The organism is Antribacter soli (genome assembly GCF_021568775.1).
Lineage (GTDB): Bacteria > Actinomycetota > Actinomycetes > Actinomycetales > Cellulomonadaceae > Antribacter > Antribacter soli.
The window spans coordinates 78,593-102,942 of record NZ_JAKGSG010000042.1; the positions used below are offsets into that span (position 1 = coordinate 78,593).

Genomic DNA, 24,350 nt, shown 5'->3' on the forward strand with positions numbered 1-24,350 from the left:
GCCCAGACCCCCGCCGGGCGAACAGCGGTCACGCGTGAGACCGGCCGGGCGCACAATGTGACCCATGCGCGACCTCCTGCCGACCCTGCTGGAGTGGTGGCGCGCCGGCGAGTCCGGTGCGCTCGCCCGGGTCGTGCGCACGTTCTCGTCGGCACCGCGGTCACCGGGCGCGGCCCTCGCCGTCGGGCCGGGGGGCGACGTCGTCGGGTCGGTGTCCGGCGGCTGCGTCGAGGGCGCGGTCTACGACCTGTGCCTCACCGTCGCCGAGACCGCCCGGCCGGTCCTCGCCCGCTACGGCGTCTCGGACTCTGCCGCGTTCGAGGTGGGGCTGACCTGCGGCGGCACCATCGAGGTGCTCGTCGAGCCGTTCTCGCGGGAGGGCTGGCCCGGCTTCGACGACCTGGTCACGGACGTCCTGCCCGACGTCGCAGCCGACGCCTCGCCCCTCGTCGTCGCCACCGTCGTCACCTCGCCCGGCGAGGGCGCCGTGGGCCGGCGGCTGACGGTGCGCCCGGCCGGCGCGGACGGGACCCTGGGAGACCCGGCGCTGGACGCGGCGGTGACCGCGGACGCCGTCGGGCACCTCGGCAACGGCGAGAGCGTGCTGCGCGAGTACGGGCCGCGCGGGGAGCGGCTCGGGACGGGGGTGGGCGTGTTCCTGCACGCGTTCGCGCCGCGACCGCGGCTGCTCGTGTTCGGGGCGATCGACTTCGCCGCCGCCATGGCTCGCGCGGGCCGGCTCCTCGGCTTCCACGTCACGGTGTGCGACGCCCGGCCGATCTTCACCACGGCCGCACGCTTCCCCGACGCGGACGAGGTGGTCGTCGACTGGCCGCACCGCTACCTCGCGGCGGAGCTCGCCGCGGGACGCGTCGACGCGACCACCGCCGTGTGCGTGCTCACCCACGACCCGAAGTTCGACGTGCCGCTCCTGCGGCTCGCGCTGGAGGCGCTGCCCGCCGGGACGTACGTGGGGGCGATGGGGTCGCGGCGCGCGCACGCCGAGCGGTCGGCGCGGCTGCTCGAGGAGGGCCTCGCGCCCGCCGCACTCGCGCGCCTGCACTCGCCGATCGGGCTCGACCTCGGCGCCCGGACCCCCGACGAGACGGCCGTGTCGATCGCCGCCGAGATCATCGCGTCCCGCACGGGCGCTTCGGGCCGCCCCCTCTCGGAGACGACGGGCCCCATCCACGGCGGCTGACCAGGGGAGCCTGAGCCGGGCGATGGTGCCCGGTCACTCGGAGGCCGCACTGCGGACAGTGCCCTCGGTCAGGTACGACCGAGTGCCTCCTACGTCCTCGCGCCAGGCGATGCGGTCGCCCGCCATGCCTGCCCGGACGGCGACGCCGGGGATGCGGGCGAGGTCCGGCCCGGACCAAAGGTTGCAGTCTGCCCATGGTGCCCGACGCCGGGAGCCGGACGAACCGCACCGACCGGACCAGGGTGACCGAGCCGTCCGGTGACGTCACGGTGATGCGGGCGATGCTCCCGCCCCGAACGGCGGGCACCTGCTTGACCACGACGTCCGCCTCGGTGTCCACGGGGTATGCCGCGACCTCGGGCAGGTCCGCCCCAGCCGGGACGCGCACGGTGTACGCCTCCCGCTCCGGGTCCCAGCCGGACACCGGCACGCCGCCGACCCGCAGGTCCGCGAGGCTCGCCACCGAGGAGGGGCCGGGGCCCTTGGCGTCGATCTCGACCTCGGACACCACGAGGTGAACGTTCGACCCGTCCGCCCGCAGCGTCGGCAGCAGCACGAACCGGACCGCGTCGGCGCGGATCCCGGACAGGTCCACCTCGGCGACCGGCGCGCCGCTGGACGCCGGCGGGATCTGGACCGGGGCGTCGGTCAGCGGCACCCACGTGCCGTCCGCAGCCCGGTACTCGGCGGTGTACGCCCGGGCCCACGAGGGGTGCCAGCCGTCCGCGAAGAAGTAGATCCGCGCGGCGGTGAGGTCCTGCGGCGCCCCGAGGTCGTAGGTGAGCGTGTCCTGGCTGCGCAGCGTGCCGGGTAGCCAGTTGGACCAGCCCTTGTCGTTCGTCACGCCGTTGCGCGTCCGGTCCACCGGGTAGCCGGGCTCGGTGTAGGTGGCCGACGCCGTGGTGGTGGGTGCGGTCGCCACGTTGGTCGTGACCGGTTCGGTGACCACCACCGACAGCGTGGCGGGCAGGTCCCCGCCGCGGGTCGTCGCCGTGCCCGGCAGCGTCACGACGCCCGTCGTGGCGGTCGCCTCGCCCGCGGCCGACCAGTCCCAGACGACCGGGACGTCGAACGTGCGAGGGCTCGTGCCGACGTGTGCCGGGACGGTGGCCGGTGCCGCTGCGACGGCCGCCTGGAGGTCGGCCCCGGCGTAGGCGTGGACGGTCACCGGGTCGGTGATCGCGAAGCTGCCCACGTCGACGAGCGCGGTCGCCTGGAACGCCGTCCCGAACACGTCGGTGCCCGTGCCGGTGACCGTCACGGTGCCGGCGGTGTCCCACGCGGCCGGCAGGTCCCAGACGACCGGGACCGGGGTGCCCGTACCCCAGGCGTACCGGGGCTCGACCGTCGTGGGCAGGCTCGGCGCCGTGCCGGCCGGAGTCTCGGCCTGCACCTCGCCCACGCCCTGCAGCGTGGTGTCCTGGAAGGTCCAGGCCTGGTGGGCGCCGGTGCTGCTCGCCCACGTCCCCACACCGGTGCCGGCCGCCGTGCCCTCGCCGTTGATGTCGAGCTGCTCGGTGGCGGCGACGCTGAGCAGCGAGTACGTGCGGCCGTTCAGGCTGTTCAGGATCCACTGCTGCGCGGGCGTGCCGGCGGCGGTCCCCAGGTCGGACGTCACGAGCGCCGCGCCGTGCCCCGGTGTCGACGCGAGGAACCGGCCCGCGCCGTCCGTCACCGCGACCGTGCGCAGGTTGGTGCCCTCGCCCGACAGGGTGTGCAGCGTCCACGCCTGGAGGTCGGCCGGGTTCGTGCCCGGCGCGCCCGTCCCCGGCGTGGCCGTCAGGTTCTCGATCGTCAGGGCCGGGCCCGTACCGACGTGGCTCGTCAGGACGCGGCCGCTGCCGGCGCCGCGGAGCAGATACGAGGTGCCGTCGGCCGGCGCGGCTCCGGCCACGCCGGACACGCCGTCGACGAGGAACGTCACCACGGACTTGGCCGGCACGCGCAGCGTGGCCGTCCCGTCCGGTCCGACGGCGACCGGCGCGCCCTCGACCAGGGCGTTCGCCTCCGGGTCGTCGGCGGTCGGGCGCGTGGTCACGACCGGCGTCACGGTGGCGCCGTCGGTCACCGCGAAGCGCGACAGGTCGAGGGCGACCTCCTGCTCCGACGTCGAGCTGTTGACGTGCACCAGCGTGGCGCCCGTCTCGTCGCCGCGCACGAACGCCGTCGTGGCCGCGTCGTCGACTGCGACTCCGACGTCGCCCGGGTTGATGTAGTGGGTGAAGTTCCGGACCGTGTTGTACTTCGCGTTCGTCAGGACCTGGCAGGACGGGTCCGCGTACCCGGCGGCGAGACGGCGCTGGGAGTTGCCGTCGGCGTCGCAGTCGAAGTCGACGTAGACGCTGCCCCAGTTGGCGGTCTCGGTGACCTCCATGTTCCACAGGTCCTCGACCGGCTGCCAGAAGACCCACGCGCTGGGCTCGAGCTCGCGCAGGTCGTCCACGATGCGCCCGGCCATGCCGAGGCCGTTGTCGATGTTCGTGAGGTCCAGGCCGTCGACGCCGGAGAAGTCGCCCTCGACCTCGCTCATCCACAGCGGCTTGTCCGCCGTCTTGGCGATGTCGCGGACCCGCACCCGGTCACTCGTGCCGTAGGTGTGGACGTTGAGCTGGTCGACGGCGTGCCGCGCCGCCGGGGTCCAGCCGTTCCAGTCGGCCACGAAGGTGCCGGGGTTGGTCTCGTCGGGGGCGGAGATGCGGGCGTCGGAGCCGGCCGTGGCCAGGCGGGCGTCGAGCGCCTCGATCACCTGCGCCTGCAGCGCCGGCGACATGTGCGCGCCCTCCTGCCGGCAGCACCGGGGCGACCCGTCGGGGTTGAGGCTCGTGCCCCAGTAGTTCGTGTTGGGCTCGTTCATCGGGTCGATCGTGTCGACCTCGATGCCGTGCGCGGCCTCGAGCTCCTCCACCACGCTGACCATGTACTCGGCGAAGTCGTCGATGCTGTCCTGACGGAGCTGGTCGGTGCTCGCGTTGAAGCCGCCGGTCACGTAGGCGTTCTCGGTCATGAACCACGGCGGCGAGTTGCTGAACGCCTCCCAGTGGGTGATCTGGTCGTCCTGGACCAGGCGGTCCACCCACCAGCGCTGCGTCGCGTCGGCTGTCAGGTCGTAGGACGCGGCGTCGTCGGCGTCCCACGCGGCGCGGTAGGCCTCCGCGTTCGCGCGGACCGCCTCGTCGGTGTCGCCGTCGCCGTCCAGGTCCGACTGCCACCAGCCCTCGACGGCACCGCCCTTGCGCATGTACGCGTCGTCGTCGACGTCGACCGCGTTGCCTCCGCCCACGTTGTAGCGGGCGATGTTGAGGTTGAGCCCGTCCTCGCCGAAGACCTTCTGGTACAGCTCCTCGCGGACGTCGTCGGGGTAGCCGCCGGTCGCGTTGGCGAACCAGACGAGGCTGGTCCCCCAGCCCTGGAACGGCTCGCTCGCGCGGTAGGACGGGTCAGGGGTGATGGTGACGGGGACCGGCCCGTCGGTCGCCGCGGCCGCAGCCGGTGGTGACCCCGGCGGCACCACGCCTGCAAGGCCGGCCACGAGGCCGCCGAGGACGACGGCCGCGCCGAGCGGCCGCCAAGGGAACAACGTACGCATCTGCCAGCTCCCGCCGTTGGGGTTGGCGGGCGGAGCTGCGACGCTCCGCCCGGGTAACCCGGCCATCCTGTGGCACGACGGATGTTAACGTCAACATCTAGGTGGGATCGGGCCTCGGCGCCGCGCGGTCCTTGGGCACGATGCTGATCCCGCCGGACGTCTCGAGCACGGCCCACCGGATCTGGTCCAGCCCCTCCAGCCCCTGTGCCAAGCGGGCCGCGGCGAGGATGTCGTCCACCGAGAGGTGCTCCCTGCGCAGGACGTCGTGCAGCACCCGGCCGTCCTCGACGATCACCAGGGGCACGCTCTCCGCCGCCCGCTGGACGCGCGGGAAGCGCCACCCCAGGTAGTCCGCGCCACGCTCCAGCAGGAGCAGCGTGGCGATGACGAGCGCCGACTGGGCGATCGAGAAGTCCTCACCCAGCAGCGCCTGCTGGGTCGCCTCTCCGACGATGAGCAGGATGACGAAGTCGAACGTCGTCACCTGCGACAGCGCCCGCTTGCCGACGAGCCGGAACAGCAGCAGCAGCACGACGTACATCGCCACGGCGCGGAGCACGGCGTCCACGGGGACCTCCTAGGGCAGGATCAGCTGGGTCAGCGACAGCGAGTCGGTGCCGACGGCCACGTCGGCGGTGAGCGGCCCGACGTCCTGCGCGCGGAACGACACGGTCACGGTCAGGTCGCCGGGCTCCTCGACCGCGAACTCGTACACGACGCCGTCGTCGGTGACGCGCTCCTCGCTCGGCGCCGGCGTGACGCCCTGGAGGTCGACGCCGGAGACCCACGAGCCCGTGAGCGCCAACGTGACGGTGTCCTGCTCGACGGCCGCGGGGTCGAACCTGATCGAGAGCAGGTCGTCCGCCTCGTAGTGGGCTACGCGGCCGTAGCTCACCTCGACGAGGCCGCCCTCGCCGGCGCGGGTCGTGTCGCCCAGCGGGCCGGGTCCCACGAGCCCGAGGAGGCCCGCGAGGACGAACAAGGTCAGCAGCGTCCAGCCGACCCGTTCGAGGCGCCACTCCCGGCGCTGGAAATCAGGCTCCTGCAGGATCTCGAGGTCCACGGCACCCCCATCAAGTCACCTTCTGTGCCACGGTCGCCCGGATTGCGAGGCTACGCACGTCGAGAGCTCAAAGGTGTTGGCGCTAACATCCCCCCATGTCGCATATACGCCATTTGCTGCAGCGGCGTGCGGCGACCGGTTGGGCTCGGGAAGAACGGGGCGCCCGGGTCGCGAGGGGGCGGCCCCCCCTGGCGACCCCGATCCGGTTGCTCGCCGTGCTGGCGCTGACGTTCGCCGCACTTCCGCTCGCTGACGTCCCGGCCCAGGCAGCGACGGACATCACCGCCAGGGTGCGGGCGAACGAGAGCGTCGAGCTGGCGGGCGACGCGGTCATCACGCTCGGCGACGGCGAGGAGGTCGTCTACGGCGGCGTCTTCTCGGGCGTGGGAACCCTGACGGTCAGCGGGCGGGGCAAGCTCGTGCTGACGGCGGACAGCGACTTCCAGATCCCCGAGGACCGCCAGCGGCAGCGCCTGGAGGTCCTGGGCATCAAGAACCACCCCTACGCCACGTTCCACGACCCCGATCCGCCCGCCGTCACGGTCGAGGCCGGCGCGACGCTGCAGTACGGCGACGGCACCGGCGCGACGGGCCGGGTGGGCCACTACCCCTACGACTACCCGAACTTCGCCTGGAACGCGCTCAACCATCACATCGACGGCACGCTGATCGTCTCCGTCAGCGGCGCGCCGTACCACCCGGGGATCCTCAGCGGCGGCGGGGTGCTGAACCAGACCCGGTTCATCTGGGACGGCGTCTATCTGGCCGGGGACCACTCCTTCTCAGGCACCTTCGTCAACGGCACCGTCGCCTATGTCGGCCAGCGTGAGGGGTACCGGACGGCCTTCCCGAACATCGCGAGGGTGGTCAACTACGGCTCGTTCATCGTGGACACGCCCCACGACCACGACACGGTCCTGAGCTTCGACATCTTCTCCCGCGAGTGGGGGAACGACGTCAACTTCCACGGCGCCCCCGACGGCAGCCGCATCATCATGTCCGGCGTCTACTCCTGGAGCGACCAGGGCTCGGAGACGAACCCGTCCCTCTCGGACCCCGGCCTCAACCTCCGGGCGGTGCACAAGAACATCAACAAGCGCGGCGTGAACATCCAGGGCGCGATCGTCCAGTGGGGCGACGGCACCCACAACCGCTTCTTCCTGCCCGGGACGCGCGAGACCGTCTACATCAACCTGTACACGCGCCGCGCGCGCGGGCACCTCATCTTCGACTACAACGGGCCGGTCACTCTTGGCGCGCCGATCTCGGGGGGCAGGTACCACGACACGATGAGCGCCGTGGCGGTCGGTGACGTCACCGTCGCCGGCACGCCGGGCAACGACGTCACCTTCGCCGACCAGCAGAACTACGACGGCGCCACGACGATCGGGAACGGGGCGATCCTCCGGCTCGGGACCGGCAGCCCGGGCGAGGATTCCTGGCTGCTCACCGGGACGGAGTTCGCCAAGGTCGTCGACGACGGCACGCTCGTCGTCCACAACGCCGAGAAGGCGATCGAGCTGTCCCGCGTCAGCGGTGCGGGCTCCTTCGAGCAGGCCGGACCGGCGCCGGTGACGCTCACCGGCGACATCTCGTACTCCGGGCCCACGACGGTGTCGGGCGGAGCGCTCGTCCTCGCCGGCGCAAGCCTTGCCTCGTCCGCCGGCCTGGAGCTCTCGAGCCCCGGGGCGGCGCTCGACGTGACCACCGCGGGCGACCAGACCGTCAACAACCTCCGCGGCGTCGAAGGAAGCGCCCTGCGCCTCGGCACCGCCGCGCTGACCGTCGCGAGCACCGAGGACACCCAGTACGCCGGCGGCGTCGAGGGTGCCGGCGGCCTGGTGAAGGCCGGTGCCGCGACGCTGACCTACACGGGCACGAGCACTGCCCAGGGCCCCTGGGCCGTCACCGACGGGACCCTCGCGCTCGCCGGCGCTGCACTCGCGGGGGACCTCGTCGTCGACCGGACCCTCGCGGTCACCGGGGCGACCGCCGTGGGCGGCAACCTGACGCTGCAGGGAACGTCCGCTCTCCAGGCGAGCACGGGGGCCGAGCTGACCGTCGCCGGCACCGTCACCCTGGGCGGCGGCACGCTCGAGATCCGCCACGAGGACGGCGCCCCCCTGCCCGCCGAGTTCGCCGTCGTCACGGCCGGCGGTGGGATCACCGGGACGTTCGCCGGTCTCGACGACGGCGCCACGCTCGACGTCGCGGGCACCGAGTACGAGATCAGCTACACGGGCGACAGGGTGCTGCTCTCCGCTCCGACGCCGCCCGCTGCGGTCACGGGCGGCGAGGCCGCGCCGGACAGCGCCGCAGCGCCCGAACAGGGAACCGGCGTCTCCCCCGTCGTCGTCGCAGTGATCTCGCTCGCCGCGCTCGCCCTGGCCGCGCTCGCCGTCGTCGCGGTGCGCCGACGGCGGACCGCGATCCCGCGGCACGCCCGACGCCGGACCACCGGGAAGCCCTCGGGCACCGAGGCCGGGCCGCTCGAAGAAGGCCCGCCCTCGGGCATCGAGGACCACGCCTCGGCCGCAGCCACCGCGCCGACGGAAACACTTTCCGTGGCGAATCCGCATCAGTAGGTCTTGTCCGGCCGATCAGGTCTCGTGTTGAATTTCACCCGCTGTCCCCTTCCGAAAGAGGTCGTTCGATGAGCAGCCAGACAGGCCCCGCCACACGGAACGGGCCCGACGGGCTGAGTCGCCGTGGCTTCCTGGCCCTGGCGGGAACCGCGTCCGCCCTCGCGGCGGTCGGCCCGCTGTGGATCGGCGCGCCGGCCCGCGCCGCCGGCGCGCACCCCGGCCTGCTGCACACCGCAGAAGACTTCGCGCGCATGAGCGCCAGGGTCAAGGCGGGGGAAGATCCCTGGATCAGCGGCTGGAACGCGCTGACCGGGAGCAGCCACGCCCAGGCGGGCTGGGCCCCGCGGGCCACCCCCGTCGTGATCCGTGGCGGTGACGGTCAGAACGTCGCGGTCCTCTTCAAGGACATGCACGCCGCGTACCAGAACGCGCTGGTCTGGAGGGTGTCCGGCAACGAGGACCACGCGCGGACCGCGCGCGACATCCTGAACGCCTGGTCCCACACGCTCACGGAGCTCACCGGCAACGCCGACCGCTACCTGGCAGCCGGGATCTACGGCTACCAGTTCGCGAACGCGGTCGAGCTCATGCGCGGCTACGAGGGCTTCGACTTCGACGCCGCGGCGTCGAAGCTGCTCTCGATCTTTTACCCCATGAACGACAGGTTCCTCAAGGAGCACAACGGCGCCCACATCGAGAACTACTGGGCGAACTGGGACCTGTGCAACATGACGTCGATCCTCTCTATCGGCGCCCTCCTCGACCGAGGGGATCTCGTCGACCAGGCCGTGAGCTACTTCAAGTCCGGCGGGGGCAACGGGTCGATCGGCCGGGCGGTCCCGTTCCTGCACGAGAACGGCGCGCTCGGGCAGTGGCAGGAGAGCGGCCGTGACCAGCCCCACTCGACCATGGGCGTCGGCCTCATGGGCGCGTTCTGCGAGACGGCCTGGAACCAGGGCATCGACCTGTACGGCTACGACGACAACCGCTTCCTCAAGGGCGCGGAGTACGTGGCCAAGTACAACCTCGGGTACGACGTCCCGTTCGAGACCTACGGCTGGCACCACGGTCAGTACGGGGCCTGGCGGACGCAGACGGTGATCTCCGACGCCGGCCGCGGACAGGTCAGGCCCGTGTGGGCCATGATCCAGGGCCACTACGCCGGCCGCAGGGGTCTCGAGGCGCGCTACGTGACGGAGACGATCCAGCGCGACGGGGTCGAGTCGGGCGGCGGGCAGTACGGCCCCAACAGCGGCGGCTACGACCAGCTCGGCTTCGGGACGCTGGCCTTCCGGCGTCCGGTGGCCGCTCCGGCCGCCGAGCCCGAGCCGGAGGTCACGAGCGCCCCGCCGTCACCCAGCCCCTCGCCCAGCCCCTCGCCGTCCCCGTCCCCCTCGCCGTCCCCGTCGCTGAGCACGAGCAGCACCGCGGCTCCGTCGTCGGTGCCCTCGTCGTCCGAGTCCTCGTCCGTGACGGTTGCCGGGGCAGTGGCCGGCACGGACATCCCCATCGGGGTACCGATCGGCTTCGGTACCGCCGCCGTGGCTGCGCTGATCGGCGTCATCGGCAAGTTCCGCGGGTGGTTCGAGCGGTAGGCAGGGGCCGACCGGAGGACCGAGGGGCCTGACCAGCGCCGCGCTGGTCGGGCCCTTCTCCGTGTGCTCCACGGCAAGTCGCGCTCGAGGGCTTGCTCGATCGTGGTTTGTCCGTACATACTGACAACGCACCTACGGTCGACAAGGGAGTGACGAGGGAGCAATGGCGATCATCGTGGCGGGCGCGCCCGTGAGTTTCGGTGTCTTCGAGCTGACCCCCGACGGCGACGACCTGCGGTTGCCGACGGCTGACGAGGTGCTCGACGTCCTCGAGCGGACGGGCTACGCGGGCGTGGACCTGGGGCCGGTCGGGTTCCTCGGCCGCGGCGACGAGCTGCGCAAGCGCCTCGACCGGCACGGGTTGGAGCTGGCCGGCGGCTGGGTCGACCTCCCGTTCACGGACGACGACGCCTTCACCGGCGCGCTCCCCGCCCTCGACGATGCGCTGGACGTCTTCGCCGACGCCGCCGAGGCGGGCCCGTCCAAGCTCCCCCTGCCCACGCTCGCCGACTCCGGCGACGCTACCCGCAAGGCCAACCCGGGCGGCGGAGCGGGACACGTCCTCGACGCCGACGGCTGGACGCGCCTCGCACGCAACGTCGGCGTCGCCGCCGAGCGCGTGCGCAGCCGCGGGTTCGAGCCCACGTTCCACCACCACGCGTGCACGTTCGTCGAGACCCCGGACGAGATCGACACCTTCCTCGACCGGACCGACGTGGACCTCACGTTCGACACCGGCCACCTCCTCATCGGCGGCGGCGACCCCCTGGAGGGCTGGCGCCGGTGGTCGAGCCGGATCAACCACCTCCACCTCAAGGACGTCCGGGTCGACGTGCTGCGCGACATCGTGGCGAGCAAGGGCGGGATGATCGACGTCTGGTCCGGCGGCACGTTCGTGCCGTTCGGCGAGGGGGACCTCGACATCGCCGCCGTCATGGACGCCGTGGTCGCCTCCGGGTACGACGGCTGGCTCGTCGTCGAGCAGGACGTGTACCCGCGGCCGGGCGACGACCCCGCGCGCCCCGAGCGCGACTCCCGCACCAACCGCGACGCGCTGCGTCGCTGGATCTGAGAGAAGGAAGCGATGCAGGACGAGGACCTCCGCGTTGCCGTCGTGGGCGCCGGCATCATGGGCGGCGACCACATCAGCCGGCTGACGAACAAGGTGAGCGGCGCGCGCGTCGTCTCGGTCGTCGAGCCCGACGACGGGCGGGCCGCCTCGGCGCTCCTGACCGCGCCGGGTGCGCGGCAGCGGGCCACGATCGAGGACGCGCTCGGGCACGACGACATCGACGCCGTCATCGTGGCCAACCCCGGGCCGTTCCACGAGGCGACGCTGCTGCCCTGCCTCGAGGCCGGGATCCCCACGCTGTGCGAGAAGCCCCTCACCCCCGACTCCCTGGGCGCGCTCCGCGTCATGGAGGCCGAGCAGAGGGCCGGCCGGCCGCTCATCCAGGTCGGGTTCATGCGCCGCTTCGACGCCGAGTACCGGCAGCTGCGCGAGCTCGTGCAGTCCGGCGACGCCGGCGCGCTCCTTGCGCTGCACTGCGCGCACCGCAACGTCGCGACCCCGCCCGGGTACGTCGAGTCGATGCTCATCACCGACTCGGTCGTGCACGAGATCGACGTCGTCGCCTGGCTCGCGGACGAGCCCATCACGGCGGTCGAGGTCAAGAAGCCGCGGCGCAACTCGCGCGCGCCCGAGGGCCTGCGGGAGCCGCAGCTCGTCCTGCTCGAGACCGCCTCGGGCGTCCTCGCCGACGTCGAGATCAACGTCAACTGCGGGTTCGGCTACCAGGTGACCACGGACGCCGTGTTCGAGTCCGCCCTCGCGTCGATCGGCCGCACGACCGGCATCACGCAGTGGCGGGACGGCCGGATGATCGCCGCGGAGCACACCACCTACACCACCCGCTTCGAGGCGGCGTACGACGTCGAGGTCCAGCGCTGGGTCGACGCCACGCGCCGCGGCGTGATCGACGGCCCGACGACCTGGGACGGCTACCTCGCCGCCGTCGTCTGCGAGGCGGCGCTCGAGGCGCAGGCCTCGGGTCGCCGCGTCGAGGTCGCGTACGTCGACCGGCCCGCCTTCTACGCCGCGTAGCGACAGGCATCGTCGTGGGGGGGGGGGGGGGGGGGGGGCGGGGGCCCCCCCCCCCCCCCCCACCGGGGGGGCGCCGAGCGCGCACCCCCCCCCCCCGCCCCCCCCCCCCCCCCCCCCCCCCCCACGCTCATGGGGGCGCGATCAGTGCGCGAACAGCGTGGTGTCGAAGATGTACCGCGACGCGCGGTAGATGTGCCTGCCGAACTCGACGACGTTGCCGGACTCGTCGTAGGCCGTGCGCTCCATCGTCAGCAGTGCGGAGTGCGGCTCCTCGTCGAGCACCTTGGCCTCGGCGGCGGTCGCCGTCCGCGCACCGATGCGCTGGCGCGCGACGGCGGGGCGGATTCCCCGCGCCCGCAGCGCCTCGTAGAGCCCCAGCCTCTCGAGCTCCTCGCGCGTGGGGGCGGTCTCCTGGGGCAGGTAGTTGTTGAGGACGGCGAGCGGCTCCCCGTCGGCGAGGCGCAGCCGCTCCAGGTGCACGACGGGGGAGCCCGCCGGGAGCTCGAGCAGCGCGGCCACGTCGGCGGGCATCTCGATCGTCTCGTACGCCAGGACGCGCGTCGACGGCTTCCGGCCGGCGCGCTCGAGGTCGGACTGCAGCGACGTCAGCTCGACCGTGCGCCGGATACGCTCGGGCGCGACGCGCGTCCCCACCCCGCGCTTGCGGACCAGGCGTCCCTTGTCGACCAGCTCCTGCAGCGCCTGCCGGGCCGTGGGACGCGAGATGCCGAGCCGGGCCGCGAGCGCCACCTCGTTCTCCAGGAAGTCGCCCGGGGCCAGAAGGCCCGACTGGATGTGCGCCTCGATCGACGTCGCCACCTGGTGGTAGAGGGGCACGGGGCTGGAGCGATCCAGCTCGATGAGCAGATGATCAGCCACGCTGTGCCTCCTCGGTTCGGACGACCGGCTGGTCCGCCGGCCTTGGTGGTCGATGACGGTCCCGCAGGGCGCACTCACGCACGGCGGATCCGCACGGTCGTGGTTCCGGGCGACGACCAGGTCAGGTAGAGCCGCGGCCCCGCGAGCGCGTCGGTGCCGCCGAGGAACTCGTACGCCTCCCCCGGCCGGTACACGGGCGGCGCGGCGGGATCGCCCCCGGTCGGCTGCTCGACGTGAAGCATCGCATCCGGGCCGACGACGTCCGCCGCTCCGGTCACCAGGTGGAACCGGCCGTCCCCGAGGTCGTCGGCGCCGCGCACCGCGCAGTCCCACGGTAGTGCCAGCTCGAGCGCGTGCGGGGCCGCGAGGCCGTGCGTCGTGATCGCGAGCACGACGCCGTCGTCGGCGAGGTCGAGCGCGATCTCGGTCTCGAGGCGCACGACGTCGCGACGTCGCTGCGAGAACGCCATCGACGCCGCGAAGCGGCCCTCGAACTCGAGCGCGTACGCCCCGTCGTCAAGGCGCCGCGCGGCCTCGAGCGGCTGGTAGTACGACGCCGAGACCTGCTCGCGCAGCACCACCCGGTCGCCGTCGCGCTCGGCGGACGTGGGCCGGAACGGGCCGAGCCCGAAGAAGTCGCGCGACAGCCGTGCCGAGCGGACGCCCACCCCGCCGAGCCCGGTCCGCAGGAAGGTCGGGTTGCACGCGAGCCCGGACGCGATGCGCCCGGACGCCGGCACGTCCGACCCGCCGTAGACGGTCGCCCACGTGTCGCCGCTCCACCGGCGCAGCAGACGGCTGCCGGCGAACCAGCGCTCGCCCGCCTCCGCCGGCCCTGGCTCGCCGGCGCCCGCCGCGTGCCCGGCGGCGGCGAACCCCGCGCGCACGTCGTCGTCGAGCAGCGCCCGCGCCGTCGCGTGGACGGGATCCGTGCCCTCGGCGGACGCGCTGCGCCGCGTCGCGTCCCGGCACCGCGCGCACCCGGCGGCGAACCGCGCGAGCTGGTCGAGGAACGGCCCCAGCGGGAACGACTCGTCCTTCTGGTCCTGCCGCCGCGAGTGCACGGTCTCGACGACGCCGTCGGGCGTCGTGAGGTCGAGCTGGGCGTGCAGGTTCGCGTGCACGACGTCGGTCAGGTCGTCCCGTCCGAGCGCCGCGGCGAGCGTCAGCAGCGACGGGTTCGAGACGTACGCCGCGTAGATCGGGCTGCGCTCGCTGTAGATCCCGTCGGCGTCGACGTCGATCCCCTCGGCGAGCCACTCGCGGGCGCGCTCGAGGGCCTCGGGTGCGTCGACCAGCGTCCCGAGGCCCGCGAGCGCCCCGGCGATCTCCCACCGGTGGTTTGGCGTGTGCACGCCGCCGGTCACGAGCGCGGGCAGCGCGCGCCGCAGGACGGCCTCGACGCGCTCCCCCACGCCGGGCCACAGCGAACGGCGGCGCAGCAGCGTCAGCGCGAGCACGCCGTCGGACACCGTGAAGGCGGAGTCGGGCGGGGAGGCCAGGTTGTCGCCCGAGGAGAACAGGCCCGTGGGCTCCTGCAGCGCCTCGAGCTCGCCGAGCCAGCCCCCGGCCGCCGCCTCGAGGAGAGGATCGGCGTCGTCCGCTCCCGCGACGACGGCGGCCGTCACCATGGCCATGAGGCCACGGTGTCCGCGGGCACGCTCGGCCGCGGCCGCCGCCCCCTCGGACCCGAGGCCGAGGGCCCGGTCGCGGGCCGCCAGCGCGAGCGACGCCAGGAGGTCGTCCGCCATGCGGTCAGTCCTTGAGGCCGGAGCTGATGTCCGCGCTCATGATCTGCCTCTGGAAGATCGCGAACAGGACGACCATCGGGATGAGCGAGATCACGGACGCCGACAGCAGGACCGACCAGTCGATGTTGTCCGCGCCGACGATGCTGCGCAGCGCGACCTGGAGCGTGTAGCGGTCCGGGTCGCGCAGGATGAGCAGCGGCCAGATGTAGTCGTTCCACCGCCACTGGAACGAGAAGATCGCGAGGACGACGGCGATCGGCTTGGCGAGCGGCAGCATGATCCTGAGGAACAGCCCGAACTCGCCGACGCCGTCGATGCGCGCGGCCTCCATCAGCTCGTCCGGGACCGTGGAGAAGTACTGCCGGAACATGAAGATGCCGGTCGCGGTGATGATCGACGGCACGATGATGCCGGCGAGGGTGTCGTACATCCCCAGGTCGCGGACCACGATGAACGAGCTCGGCATGATGACCTCGGTCGGCAGCATCGTCGTCGCGAGGATGCAGATGAAGAACACCTTGAGCCACCACGCCTTGTACTTCGCGAACGCGTAGCCGGTCATCGCGCTGACGAACACCGTGAGCACGGTCGTGACCACGGCCACGATCGTCGTGTTGAGGAAGTACTTCTGGAAGTCGAACCGGTCCCACGCCGTGGCGTAGCCGGAGACGGTCCAGTCCTCGGGGAAGAGCGTCAACGGCAGGCTGAAGAGCTCGAAGCCCGGCTTGAACGAGCTGAGGACGAACCACGCCGTGGGGAAGATGTAGGCGGCGGCCAGGACCCAGAGGATGACCGTGCTCGGGAACCCGCGCAGGTTCTTCACGAGAGGTCCCTCCGGCTGTCCTGGAAGCGCATCTGGATCACGGCGATGACGATGAGGATGACCATGAGCACCATCGATGCCGCGCTCGCGTAGCCGATGTCCGCCCGCTCGAAGCCGGTCTGGTAGATGTACTGCACGATCAGGCGGTTCTGGGTACCCGGTCCACCGGCGTTCAGCGCCTGGATCATCGCGAACTCCTTCATGGAGCCGATCGTGGTCAGCAGGATCACCATGAACGACGTCGGCGCGAGCAGCGGCAGCTGGATCCGGCGGAACCGGACCCACGCGTTGGCGCCGTCGATCTCGGCCGCCTCGAGGTAGGACTTGGGCACGTTCCGGATCGCCGCGATGAAAAGCAGCATGTTGAACGCGGTACTCCCCCACGTACCCACGATGAGGATGAGGATCAGGGCGAGCGTGGCGTCGGTCTGCCAGCGGAGCCCCTCGCCACCGAGCTCCCTGATGAGGAAGTTGACGACGCCGAAGCTCTCGCCGAAGAGCCACCGCCAGATGACGCCGGCGACGATCGGGGAGATCAGCCAGGGCAGGAAGAAGATCACGCGCGCGGAGGTCTTACCCTTGGCGAGCGAGCTGGCCAGCAGCATCGCGATGCCGAGCGCGACGACGTAGTGCGCGGGCACGGACAGCGCCGTGTAGATGAACGTGCGGCCGAGGGACTGGTAGAACTCCTCGTCGGCGAAGAGCTCGGTGTAGTTCTCGACCCCGATGAAGTTGACGTCACCGACGCCCCGGTAGTCGCTGAAGGAGTAGATCAGGCCCAGCGCGCCGGGCCACACGAAGAAGAGTGCGAACAGCACGACGGCGACGGAGATGAACGCCAGCGGTGCGTACGTGCGTGAGGGGTGGGCGCGCCTCCTGGCCGCGATCCGGGTCGGTGCCAGCGGGACGGGCTCTGGTGCCATCCTCGTCGATGGTGCGCTCATGCCTTCTCCGAAGTTCGTGGAACGGGACCCGGGCGGCCCCTGACGCCGTGGGCGCCAGGGGCCGCGTCAGGTCACGGCAGGGGGCCGAGCTGCTCCGTCAGCTGCTCGTTGATCCGCTGGATCGTCGTGTCGACGTCCTGCTCACCGTTGAGGTACTTCACGGTCTCGTCACGCACCGGGTCGCCCTCGGTCGCCATGCCCTCGATCTCGTAGGCGAGGTCGTTCTGCTTGATCTGGCCGACGATCGGTGCGGAGTTGGCGATCTCCTCGTTGTACAGCTCGAACGCCTCCGGGTGGGACGCGTACGTGACCTCGAGGCCGTCGATCGCGGGGAGGAAGCCCGACTTCTCGGCGAGCTCACGGTAGTTCTCCGGCTCGTACAGCCACTCGACGAACGCGAGCGCCGCGTCCTCCTGGCCCGTGCCGTCGAAGACGACGATGTTCGCCGCGTTGCCGAAGTTCGTCGTGCGCACGGGCTGCGCCGGCATGGGCACGGACGCCCACTCGAAGTCGGCGATGTTGACGGCGAAGTCCGCGATCTGCCACGAACCCGACATGTAGGAGACGACGTCGCCGCTCTTGAACAGCGCGTTCGGGTCGTCGTCCGACAGCCACACCGAGCGCGGCATGAACTTGTCGTCGTTCAGGCTCGCGAAGTACTCGAGCGCCGTCTTGGTCTCGTCGTTCGTCGAGAACTCACCGCTGTCGTCCGGCTGGAACCACTCGGACCCGAACTCGTAGAAGAAGGCCTTGAGGCGGTGCGAGGACCGGTCCACGACCATGCCGTAGGTGGTGCCGGTCTGCGCCTGGACGTTCTTGACCGCGGCCACGTACTCGTCCCAGGTCCAGGTCTCGTCCGCACTGGTCGGGTACTCGACGCCGGCCTGGTCGAAGAGCGTCTTGTTGATGAACATGCCGACGGCGGTGACGTCGGTGGGGATCGACAGGACCTTGCCGTCGGGGTCGATCGCCGCGAGGTCGGTGTTGATGTCGCTGCCCTCGGTCACCGGGGCCAGGTCGACCGTGGCGTCCTTCCAGACCGGGTCGACCGCGCCGACGCGCGCGAGCGCCGGAAGGTCGTTCGCCTGGGCGGCATTCTTGAGCTTGGTCGGCAGGTCGGGGTTGGCGAGGTCGACGATCTCGACGGTCACCCCGGTCTCCGCCTTGTACTTCTCGGCCATGTGCGCAAAGCCGCCGCCTTGGTTGGCATCTCCCGAGAGGAAGAACTGCAGGGGCTCGTCGCTCGCGGCCTCCTCGCCCCCATTGCCGCCACCTCCGCACGCCGCGACAAGGGCGAGAGTGACGAACCCGGCCAGCACGCCCGGAACGCCCCGGCGTCGGATCTTCTGAGAACGCAACATCGTGTCTCTCCTTCGCGGGCGCTCCACAATGAGCCGCCCCGTCGTCCTGGTCGCTGAGGGACCAGCGCCCGTGAGAGGAACCGTCACACGGCGAATGTATGTTTGTCAAGAGTTACGGACAACGACATGACATGCGCGGCGCGCGACGGCCCGCGAGGAGGTCGCGACCTCCTCGCGGTGGTGTTCGTCCACTCGCCGATCTGGCTGGTCCCGGCGTCGTTCGAGCCGCGGGCGGACCGGGGCGTCACGCCGCCAGCAGGCCCCGGCACAGCCGTCCGACGGCGGCGTCGTCGACCCCGATCCGGGCGAGGTAGGCCGCAACACCCCCGTAGCGGGCGTCGACCTGGTCGAGGGTGTCCTGAGGATGTCAACCTGCCCCGGGAGCACGCGAAGCGCCTGCGCAAAGGGTCCTGACGAGCCGAACCCGGGTATGGCTGTGGGTGGAGTCTCGGGGGAGTCCAGCGCCGCACTCCCCCGAAGTCTCCACCCACGACCACCGTCGGTGGAGAGAACCTCGCTACCCGGCGTAGGTCTCGAACTCGGCGACCCTGGGCGTCCCCGACCCGCTGACGATCTCGAAGTTGATCTTGGTCAGCGAGGTCGCGGGGAAGCTGATGACGCCGGCACCGCTGCCGGAAGCCAGGACGGCGCCGGTGTCGTTGTTGACGACCCGCCACGTCCCGATGTTGCCCACGGCACCGGAGGCCTCTCGGATGTTGATCTTCGACACCGTCTTGGCGGTTGACCACTTGATCGAGATGCGGCCGGTCGAGCTGGCCGGCGACCAGTAGGTGGTGGTGGAGCCGTCCAGCACGTTGCCGTAGCTCGTCCCGTCGGCCTTGCTGGAGCCGTCAGCGCCGGCCCCCAGGCTGAGGTTGGGCCCGGTCGGCGTCGGGGTCGGGGTGGGAGTGGGAGTGGACGTCGGCGTGGGGGTCGGCGTCGGCGTGGGGGTGGGGGTGGGGGTCGTCGGGGTGCAGGTGCCGTCCGACACGCGCACACCCTTGTTGGCGCCCGCCGTGGACGCGACGACGGCGGGCACGCAGCTCGCCCCGTCCATGGTGTAGGCGTACGGGATGGTGACCGTGGTCGTGGACGTCACGTTCGGGCCGGCCGGGTTGTTGTCGGTACCGGGGCTGGACCACGTCACGTTGTCGAAGATGTTGCCGCTCACCTGCCAGTAGCCGGCCTGGTCGGTGTAGAAGGTGCCCAGCACGTCCTTGGAGTTCTTGAAGTAGTTGTTCTCCACCTTCGCCTTGGCCCCGGCCCTGGAGTTGATGCCGGACTCGTTGAGGCTCACGTAGGAGTTGTTGTAGATGTGGGCGACTCCGCCACGCAGGAGCGGGGCGCGCGAGTCGATGTTCTCGTACAGGTTGTGGTGGAACGTGACGTACCCGTTCGTCAGGTCGGTCTCGCTGGAACCGATGAGGCCCCCGCGGCCGGAGTTGCGCAGGATGCTGTAGGAGAGGGTCACGTACTGGGTGTTGTTCTTCATGTCGAACAGGCCGTCGTAGCCCTCCGACTCCCCACCCGAGGCCTCCAGGGTGACGTGGTCGACCCAGATGTTGCGGACAGTGCTTTCCATCCCGATGGCGTCGCCGCCGTTGGAGAGGGGCGAGCCCGACTTCTTGACGTTCCGGACGGTCACGTTCTGGATGATGATGTTGCGGGACTCGCGGATGTGGATGCCCAGCTGGTCGAAGACCGCTCCGCTCCCGACGCCGACGATCGTGACGTTGCTGATCTGCTTGAGCTCGATCACGTCGGCAGCGGTGCTGCAGCTGGCGCCCGACACCTGGGTCGTGTTGCCGTGGTTGATCGTTCCCTCGACCTCGATCGTGATGGGGGTGCTGCTGCTGGCGCGGTTGCACAGCGCCGCGTGGATCGCGGTCCCCGTCGTGGCCCGCACGGTCTGCCCGCCGGCGCCGCCGGTGGTCCCGCCGTTCTGGGTCGCGAAGCCCGTGGCACTGCCCGTCGCCGCCTGGGCGTCAGGAATCGACAGGGTCGTGACGCCGATCGTGGCCGCCAGGGCCACCGTGGCCCCTGCCGCAAGGAGTCGCACTGCGACTGGTCGTCTCATTGTTGCCTCACCTTCGTCATTGAATGCGGGACATTGCTGTGGTGCGATCCGTGCACGTCTCGTCGGACGGTCCGCCGAGTCCGGCTGATCTGAGCTCGCCAGGTGCGGGATCGTGCACCCACCCTCGTCGCCGACGGCATCGCGTGTCCGCCCCGGCGCTGGAGCGGGACCGCAGATGAGACCAAGACGCGGGTAACCGGTTTCCCGATCCTAGAGACCGGTTTCTCAGAAGGCAACCCCGAGATCTCTTTGGTCGCCCTTGACTGTCTCGTGACTCTGATCGAGGGGCTACCGGCCGGGCCTCGGGTGTGCCCAGCGGCCTAACCGACTGCGGGACCCCAGTTCGCGTGATGACCATCAGTCGGACCGGTGGTGAGCTGCTTGACGTCGCTACCGTCGAGGTTGGCCGAGTAGATGCCCGGCTCTGGGCCGCCGAGTGAGAAGACGATTCGCCGGCCGTCCGGGGAGAAGGCGACGTCGAAGGCGGTCCCTCCGGAGGACCCGTCCAGCAGCTGCAGGCTGATCTTGGCCAAGCCTTGCCCGTCGGGGCTCACGCGGTAGAGAGACCCGCCCGTGCCGAAGACGATGGTCCGGCCGTCCGACGACCAGCTCGCGTAGTCGTCGGTGAGCCCCCAAGGGGTGATCTGGTGGGGCTGGCCGCCACTGATCGGCGCCACAAACAGGGCGTGCACCGATCCGCGGGACGGGTCCGCGCGATCGATCAGAAGCTGACTGCCGTCGGGAGAGTACGCCAGAGGAGTGTCCATCCCGCCCGGGTTCTCGGTGACTCGCGTCAGCCCTTTGCCGTCTGAAGCGCGGATCGTGTAGACGCCAACGCCGGCTTACCGCCGTCAGGCCCGACCACGTACAGGTCGCGTTGCTCGGCCCCGGGTTCAATCTTCTCGAACACGATCAGTTCCCCTGGCCCCAGTGGCGTGGCCGCCGTCGCACCGGTGCCCCCGGACTCGGTGTCGGTCTGAGAAGGCGACACGGTCGGCGTCTCGGACTCCGCACCGGTGTCGGCGGACCCGCCGCAGGCAGTCATCAGTGCGATGAGCGCCAAGGCGATGACGGATCGTCCCGCCGCGGCGGGCCACCAGGAACGACCGGCCCGAACCACTCCTACGACCGGGACGGTGAACATGACGCTCACGGGTGCCTCCAGCAGATCGGCGGGCTCACCTGACAAGCGTCTCTCAGGCGGCGACGATCGACCTGGCCAGTCCTGTCGGCTTCGCCGGGGGTCGAACGGGTTCGCAGCGTCAGTCGTCGAAGACGTTCCAGCAGATCGCGCTTCGATGCCGCTGGTCGTCGAGGACGAGCTCCCGAACCTGCGCGGGGATCCTCTCTCGCTGCCAGTCTCGTTCGGCGACGCGCGCCGACTCAGCCTCACCACTCGTGAGAGCGTCCGCAGCCGCTGCCCTGATCGCATATGCCGCAGCGCCCAGGTCGTGGGCGGCGACGTGGGCCACTGCCACTGCTTGCCCGGCTGCGAGAGCGGCAAACTTCGCGGGTTCGGGCAGGTCACGTCCGGCGGCATTTGCCGGGAATGCAGCCCGGTGGGCGTCACGCATGTGGACCTCGCCGCGCACCCAGGCTCGACCGATGTCGATGGCGTCACGCGGGCGGGTGTCGTTCGGCTGAGCCTGCTCAAAGAGATGCAGGACGTGCTCTGCGCAGAGGGCTGCCCACTCCGCCAGCAGCCGGTGATCTTCGTCCGTCAGCGTTCCGCCGCGGCGCACAGTGATCAGTCGGGGGTCACGGTCGGCGGGCAGGATTGGCACGACCTCACACTCTAGCCACATCCGGCGACCGCTCCAGCAATGCCTTCGCAGCCTTCGAGCATCCCGAGCGACGTCGACTCGTCGTCCCGGCCGTCGTGACCGACGATGAGTTCCAGGCGCCCCTTTCGTCAGATAGTACGAGCACCACCGTTCCCAAAGGAGAGAAGCGATGCCGATCTACGTCAACCTGCCCGTCGCCGACCTGGACGCGTCCAAGGCGTTCTACGAGGGCCTCGGGTTCTCGATCGACCCGCGGTTCACCGACGAGAAAGCAGCCGCCGTCGTCCTCGAGGAGGGCATCACGGTGATGCTGCTCCGCAACGAGTTCTTCACCACGTTCACGAAGCGCCCCGTGGCGACGGACGGCATCGAGGTCATCAACTCGATCGAGGCCGCCAGCCGGGAGAAGGCCGACGAGCTCGCCGAGAAGGCGTTCGCCATCGGCGGGTCCGTGACCGTCGACCCTCAGGACATGGGCTGGATGTACTCGCGGTCGTTCGCCGACCCGGACGGGCACCACTGGGAGGTCATGTACGCCGACGAGGCCGCGATGGCCGAGGCGTTCGCGGCCGAGGGGACGCCGGGGACATAGCCGCCGCCGTCGCCCACGAGCCTCAACGGGTCAGTCGAAGTCGAGCTCGAACAACGGGCTGCCTGCCAGCCAGGCAGGCAGCTCACTCGGGTTCTGGCCCCACAGCTTGATGATCGCGGCGAGGATCTCACGTCGTCGAGCGTCGTCATCGATCGGCCTGGCCGTGGCGGGCAGGTCGGCCATCGCACCGTGCTTGAGATGAACGGTGAGAACCGGGTTCGCCCGAAGGTTCGCTACCCACGCCCGGCGGCCCGGGGAGCCGGAGAGGAACCAGCGGCCGTCCACCTGCTGCACCCAGATCTCGATGCGGTGCGGTTGGCCTGAACGCGCACCGATCGTGGTGATGTCGACGGTGCGGACACTCCGGTGAGCGTCCGGCCCGGCTCGAAGCGCTGCCGCACTTCTCGATTCTTCGACCATGCGTTACATCTACCGTCAGCGAAGAACTGGGACAAGCTTGACGTCGTGGAGCCGGTCGCCCCTGACCGCCGCGGTCAGGTAGGTACCCGACCGGCTGGCGCCGCCGGTCGGTCGGCGACCCGGGGTTGAGCAGCCGTATTTCCCCCACCGTCTGGCCGAACACCGTGTGCCGGGAGGGGCCGGCCGGTGTGTACCGGTCGGCCCCTCCTGTATGCGGTCTGTCGGCTGGCTGGGGGTCAGTCGACCTGACCGCGGCGGTGGCGTGCCCAGATGGCAAGGACCAGCCCTGCGAGGAGGGTCAGGCCGGCAAGGCCGATGAGCGCGCCGGTCCCGTCGGCTCCCGTGACCGGGAGGATCGGGGCTGCTGCCGGTGGCGCCGGCTGTGCGGGCTTGGGGCAGACGGCGTCAGGGCCGAAGGTGACCTTGAACGTTGCGACTGTCGCCGAGACCTGGGTCCAGCCTGTGGGCAGGGTGCCCCAGGCGAACCCGTCCTTGAGCGTCGCCGTGACGGTGACAGTCTGGCCCGCGCTGTACGGGCCGGCCGGGCTGGCCGTGTAGGTGATGCCGGTGGTGGTGCCCACGGTCAGGACCGACGGTGTCGGCACCGTCGCACCCGGCGGGCACACCGACGGCTTCAGGACCGGTGACTGCGGCGAGACCACGATGCAGACCACGTTGTCGAACGTCACCGAGGAGGTGGCGACGGTCGGGGACTGCTGTGTCCAGCCGGCGGGCATGTCGCCCCACGCGAAGCCGTCGGCCAGCGTGGCGGTGACGGTGACCGTCTGGCCCGCGGTGTAGGGGCCCGCGGGAGCGACGGTGTAGGTGATGCCCGTGGTCGTGGCCAGGACGAGCGTCGGTGCTGTGACCACGCCGCCCACGCAGACCGCCTGGGTGACGGTCGGGTTGACGGGCATGACCTCTTCACACTCGACCTCGTCGAACGTCAGCTCGAACGTGGCGACCGTGAAGGACTCCTGCGTCCAACCTGCGGGCATGGTGCCCCAGGAGAACCCGTCCTCGAGAGTCGCGGTGACCGTCACGGTCTGTCCGGGGGCGTAGGGCCCGGCAGGGCTGACCGTGTAGGTGATGCCCTCGGTCGTGGCGAGGGTGAGGGTCGGCGGGGTCAGCTGTCCTGCCACGCAGACCGCCTGGGTGACGGTCGGGTTGACGGGTACGACCTCCTTGCACTCGACGTCGTCGAACGTGACCGAGAACGTCGCGACCGTCGGGGAGACCTCGACCCAGCCTGCGGGCAGGGTGCCCCAGGCGAAGCCAGCACTCAGCGTCGCGGTGACCGTGACCGTCTGGCCCGCGGTGTAGGGGCCCGCGGGAGCGACGGTGTAGGTGATGGCCTCGGTGTTGGCCGGAAGGGTCAGCGTCGGTGCGGTGACCACGCCGCCGACACAGACCGCCTGGGTGACGGTCGGGTTGACGGGGACGACCTCCTTGCACTCGACGTTGTCGAACGTGACCGAGAACGTCGCGACCGTCGGGGAGACCTCGACCCAGCCTGCGGGCAGGGTGCCCCAGGCGAAGCCAGCACTCAGCGTCGCGGTGACCGTGACCGTCTGGCCCGCGGTGT

At 71.1% G+C, this 24,350-nt stretch carries 20 protein-coding genes; 6 read left to right on the forward strand and 14 right to left on the reverse strand.

Annotated features, from left to right (window positions below; all coding sequences use genetic code 11):
* Positions 1–64: 64 nt before the first annotated feature.
* Entirely contained in the window at positions 65–1,201 is a 1,137-nt protein-coding gene (locus L1785_RS15800) for an XdhC family protein (RefSeq protein ID WP_236090235.1), read from the forward strand.
* Here L1785_RS15800 and L1785_RS15805 read toward each other — a convergent pair.
* The 3 genes from L1785_RS15805 to L1785_RS15815 all read right to left on the reverse strand — a co-directional run bounded on the left by L1785_RS15805 (position 1,131) and on the right by L1785_RS15815 (position 5,850).
* Positions 1,131–4,787 (reverse strand): glycoside hydrolase, encoded by a 3,657-nt coding sequence (locus L1785_RS15805; RefSeq protein WP_236090236.1) that lies wholly within the window; start codon positions 4,785–4,787, stop codon positions 1,131–1,133. The genes L1785_RS15800 and L1785_RS15805 overlap by 71 nt on opposite strands.
* A 97-nt stretch (positions 4,788–4,884) precedes the next feature.
* Positions 4,885–5,355, reverse strand: coding sequence for a DUF421 domain-containing protein (locus L1785_RS15810; RefSeq protein ID WP_236090237.1), 471 nt, complete (start codon positions 5,353–5,355; stop codon positions 4,885–4,887).
* Positions 5,356–5,364: 9 nt separating this feature from the next.
* A complete protein-coding gene (locus tag L1785_RS15815) occupies positions 5,365–5,850 on the reverse strand; it encodes a hypothetical protein (protein ID WP_236090238.1) in 486 nt (161 codons plus the stop codon).
* 215 nt (positions 5,851–6,065) lie between these two features.
* Here L1785_RS15815 and L1785_RS15820 point away from each other — a divergent pair, with 215 nt between their 5' ends.
* The 4 genes from L1785_RS15820 (at position 6,066) to L1785_RS15835 (ending at position 12,134) form a co-directional block, all read left to right on the forward strand.
* A complete protein-coding gene (locus L1785_RS15820; RefSeq protein ID WP_236090239.1) occupies positions 6,066–8,435 on the forward strand; it encodes an autotransporter-associated beta strand repeat-containing protein in 2,370 nt (789 codons plus the stop codon).
* A gap of 68 nt (positions 8,436–8,503) precedes the next feature.
* The gene (locus tag L1785_RS15825) at positions 8,504–10,030 is read left to right on the forward strand and encodes an alginate lyase family protein (RefSeq protein ID WP_236090240.1); all 1,527 of its coding nucleotides are present in this window, start codon (positions 8,504–8,506) and stop codon (positions 10,028–10,030) included.
* Positions 10,031–10,193: 163 nt separating this feature from the next.
* Positions 10,194–11,102: a sugar phosphate isomerase/epimerase family protein gene (locus tag L1785_RS15830; RefSeq protein WP_236090241.1), complete on the forward strand. Its 909-nt coding sequence runs from the start codon at positions 10,194–10,196 to the stop codon at positions 11,100–11,102.
* A 12-nt stretch (positions 11,103–11,114) separates the two neighbouring features.
* Positions 11,115–12,134 (forward strand): Gfo/Idh/MocA family protein, encoded by a 1,020-nt coding sequence (locus tag L1785_RS15835; RefSeq protein WP_236090242.1) that lies wholly within the window; start codon positions 11,115–11,117, stop codon positions 12,132–12,134.
* Between the two features lie 141 nt (positions 12,135–12,275).
* Here L1785_RS15835 and L1785_RS15840 read toward each other — a convergent pair whose 3' ends face one another.
* The 9 genes from L1785_RS15840 to L1785_RS15880 all read right to left on the reverse strand — a co-directional run bounded on the left by L1785_RS15840 (position 12,276) and on the right by L1785_RS15880 (position 21,753).
* Entirely contained in the window at positions 12,276–13,013 is a 738-nt protein-coding gene (locus L1785_RS15840; RefSeq protein WP_236090243.1) for a GntR family transcriptional regulator, read from the reverse strand.
* Positions 13,014–13,087: 74 nt separating this feature from the next.
* Complete coding sequence (locus L1785_RS15845) at positions 13,088–14,764, reverse strand: hypothetical protein (RefSeq protein WP_236090244.1); 1,677 nt, start codon at positions 14,762–14,764, stop codon at positions 13,088–13,090.
* 4 nt (positions 14,765–14,768) lie between these two features.
* Positions 14,769–15,587: a carbohydrate ABC transporter permease gene (locus tag L1785_RS15850; RefSeq protein ID WP_236090245.1), complete on the reverse strand. Its 819-nt coding sequence runs from the start codon at positions 15,585–15,587 to the stop codon at positions 14,769–14,771.
* On the reverse strand, positions 15,584–16,531 hold the full coding sequence (locus L1785_RS15855) for a carbohydrate ABC transporter permease (protein WP_236090246.1): 948 nt from the start codon (positions 16,529–16,531) through the stop codon (positions 15,584–15,586). The genes L1785_RS15850 and L1785_RS15855 overlap by 4 nt, the downstream gene beginning before the upstream one ends.
* A 71-nt stretch (positions 16,532–16,602) precedes the next feature.
* Positions 16,603–17,892, reverse strand: a complete 1,290-nt coding sequence (locus L1785_RS15860; RefSeq protein WP_236090247.1) for an ABC transporter substrate-binding protein — start codon at positions 17,890–17,892, stop codon at positions 16,603–16,605.
* Between the two features lie 517 nt (positions 17,893–18,409).
* Positions 18,410–19,969 (reverse strand): pectate lyase family protein, encoded by a 1,560-nt coding sequence (locus L1785_RS15865; protein WP_236090248.1) that lies wholly within the window; start codon positions 19,967–19,969, stop codon positions 18,410–18,412.
* A 320-nt stretch (positions 19,970–20,289) separates the two neighbouring features.
* Complete coding sequence (locus L1785_RS15870; protein WP_236090249.1) at positions 20,290–20,736, reverse strand: TolB family protein; 447 nt, start codon at positions 20,734–20,736, stop codon at positions 20,290–20,292.
* A 26-nt stretch (positions 20,737–20,762) separates the two neighbouring features.
* Positions 20,763–21,122, reverse strand: coding sequence for a hypothetical protein (locus L1785_RS15875; RefSeq protein WP_236090250.1), 360 nt, complete (start codon positions 21,120–21,122; stop codon positions 20,763–20,765).
* A 109-nt stretch (positions 21,123–21,231) separates the two neighbouring features.
* Complete coding sequence (locus tag L1785_RS15880; protein ID WP_236090251.1) at positions 21,232–21,753, reverse strand: putative immunity protein; 522 nt, start codon at positions 21,751–21,753, stop codon at positions 21,232–21,234.
* Positions 21,754–21,922: 169 nt separating this feature from the next.
* Here L1785_RS15880 and L1785_RS15885 point away from each other — a divergent pair, with 169 nt between their 5' ends.
* Entirely contained in the window at positions 21,923–22,345 is a 423-nt protein-coding gene (locus tag L1785_RS15885) for a VOC family protein (protein ID WP_236090252.1), read from the forward strand.
* 30 nt (positions 22,346–22,375) lie between these two features.
* Here L1785_RS15885 and L1785_RS15890 read toward each other — a convergent pair whose 3' ends face one another.
* Together L1785_RS15890 and L1785_RS15895 are read right to left on the reverse strand one after the other, a co-directional pair.
* Positions 22,376–22,765, reverse strand: coding sequence for a nitroreductase/quinone reductase family protein (locus L1785_RS15890; RefSeq protein ID WP_236090253.1), 390 nt, complete (start codon positions 22,763–22,765; stop codon positions 22,376–22,378).
* A gap of 236 nt (positions 22,766–23,001) precedes the next feature.
* Positions 23,002–24,350: InlB B-repeat-containing protein (locus L1785_RS15895; protein WP_236090254.1), on the reverse strand; the 1,349-nt coding region annotated here is incomplete at its 5' end.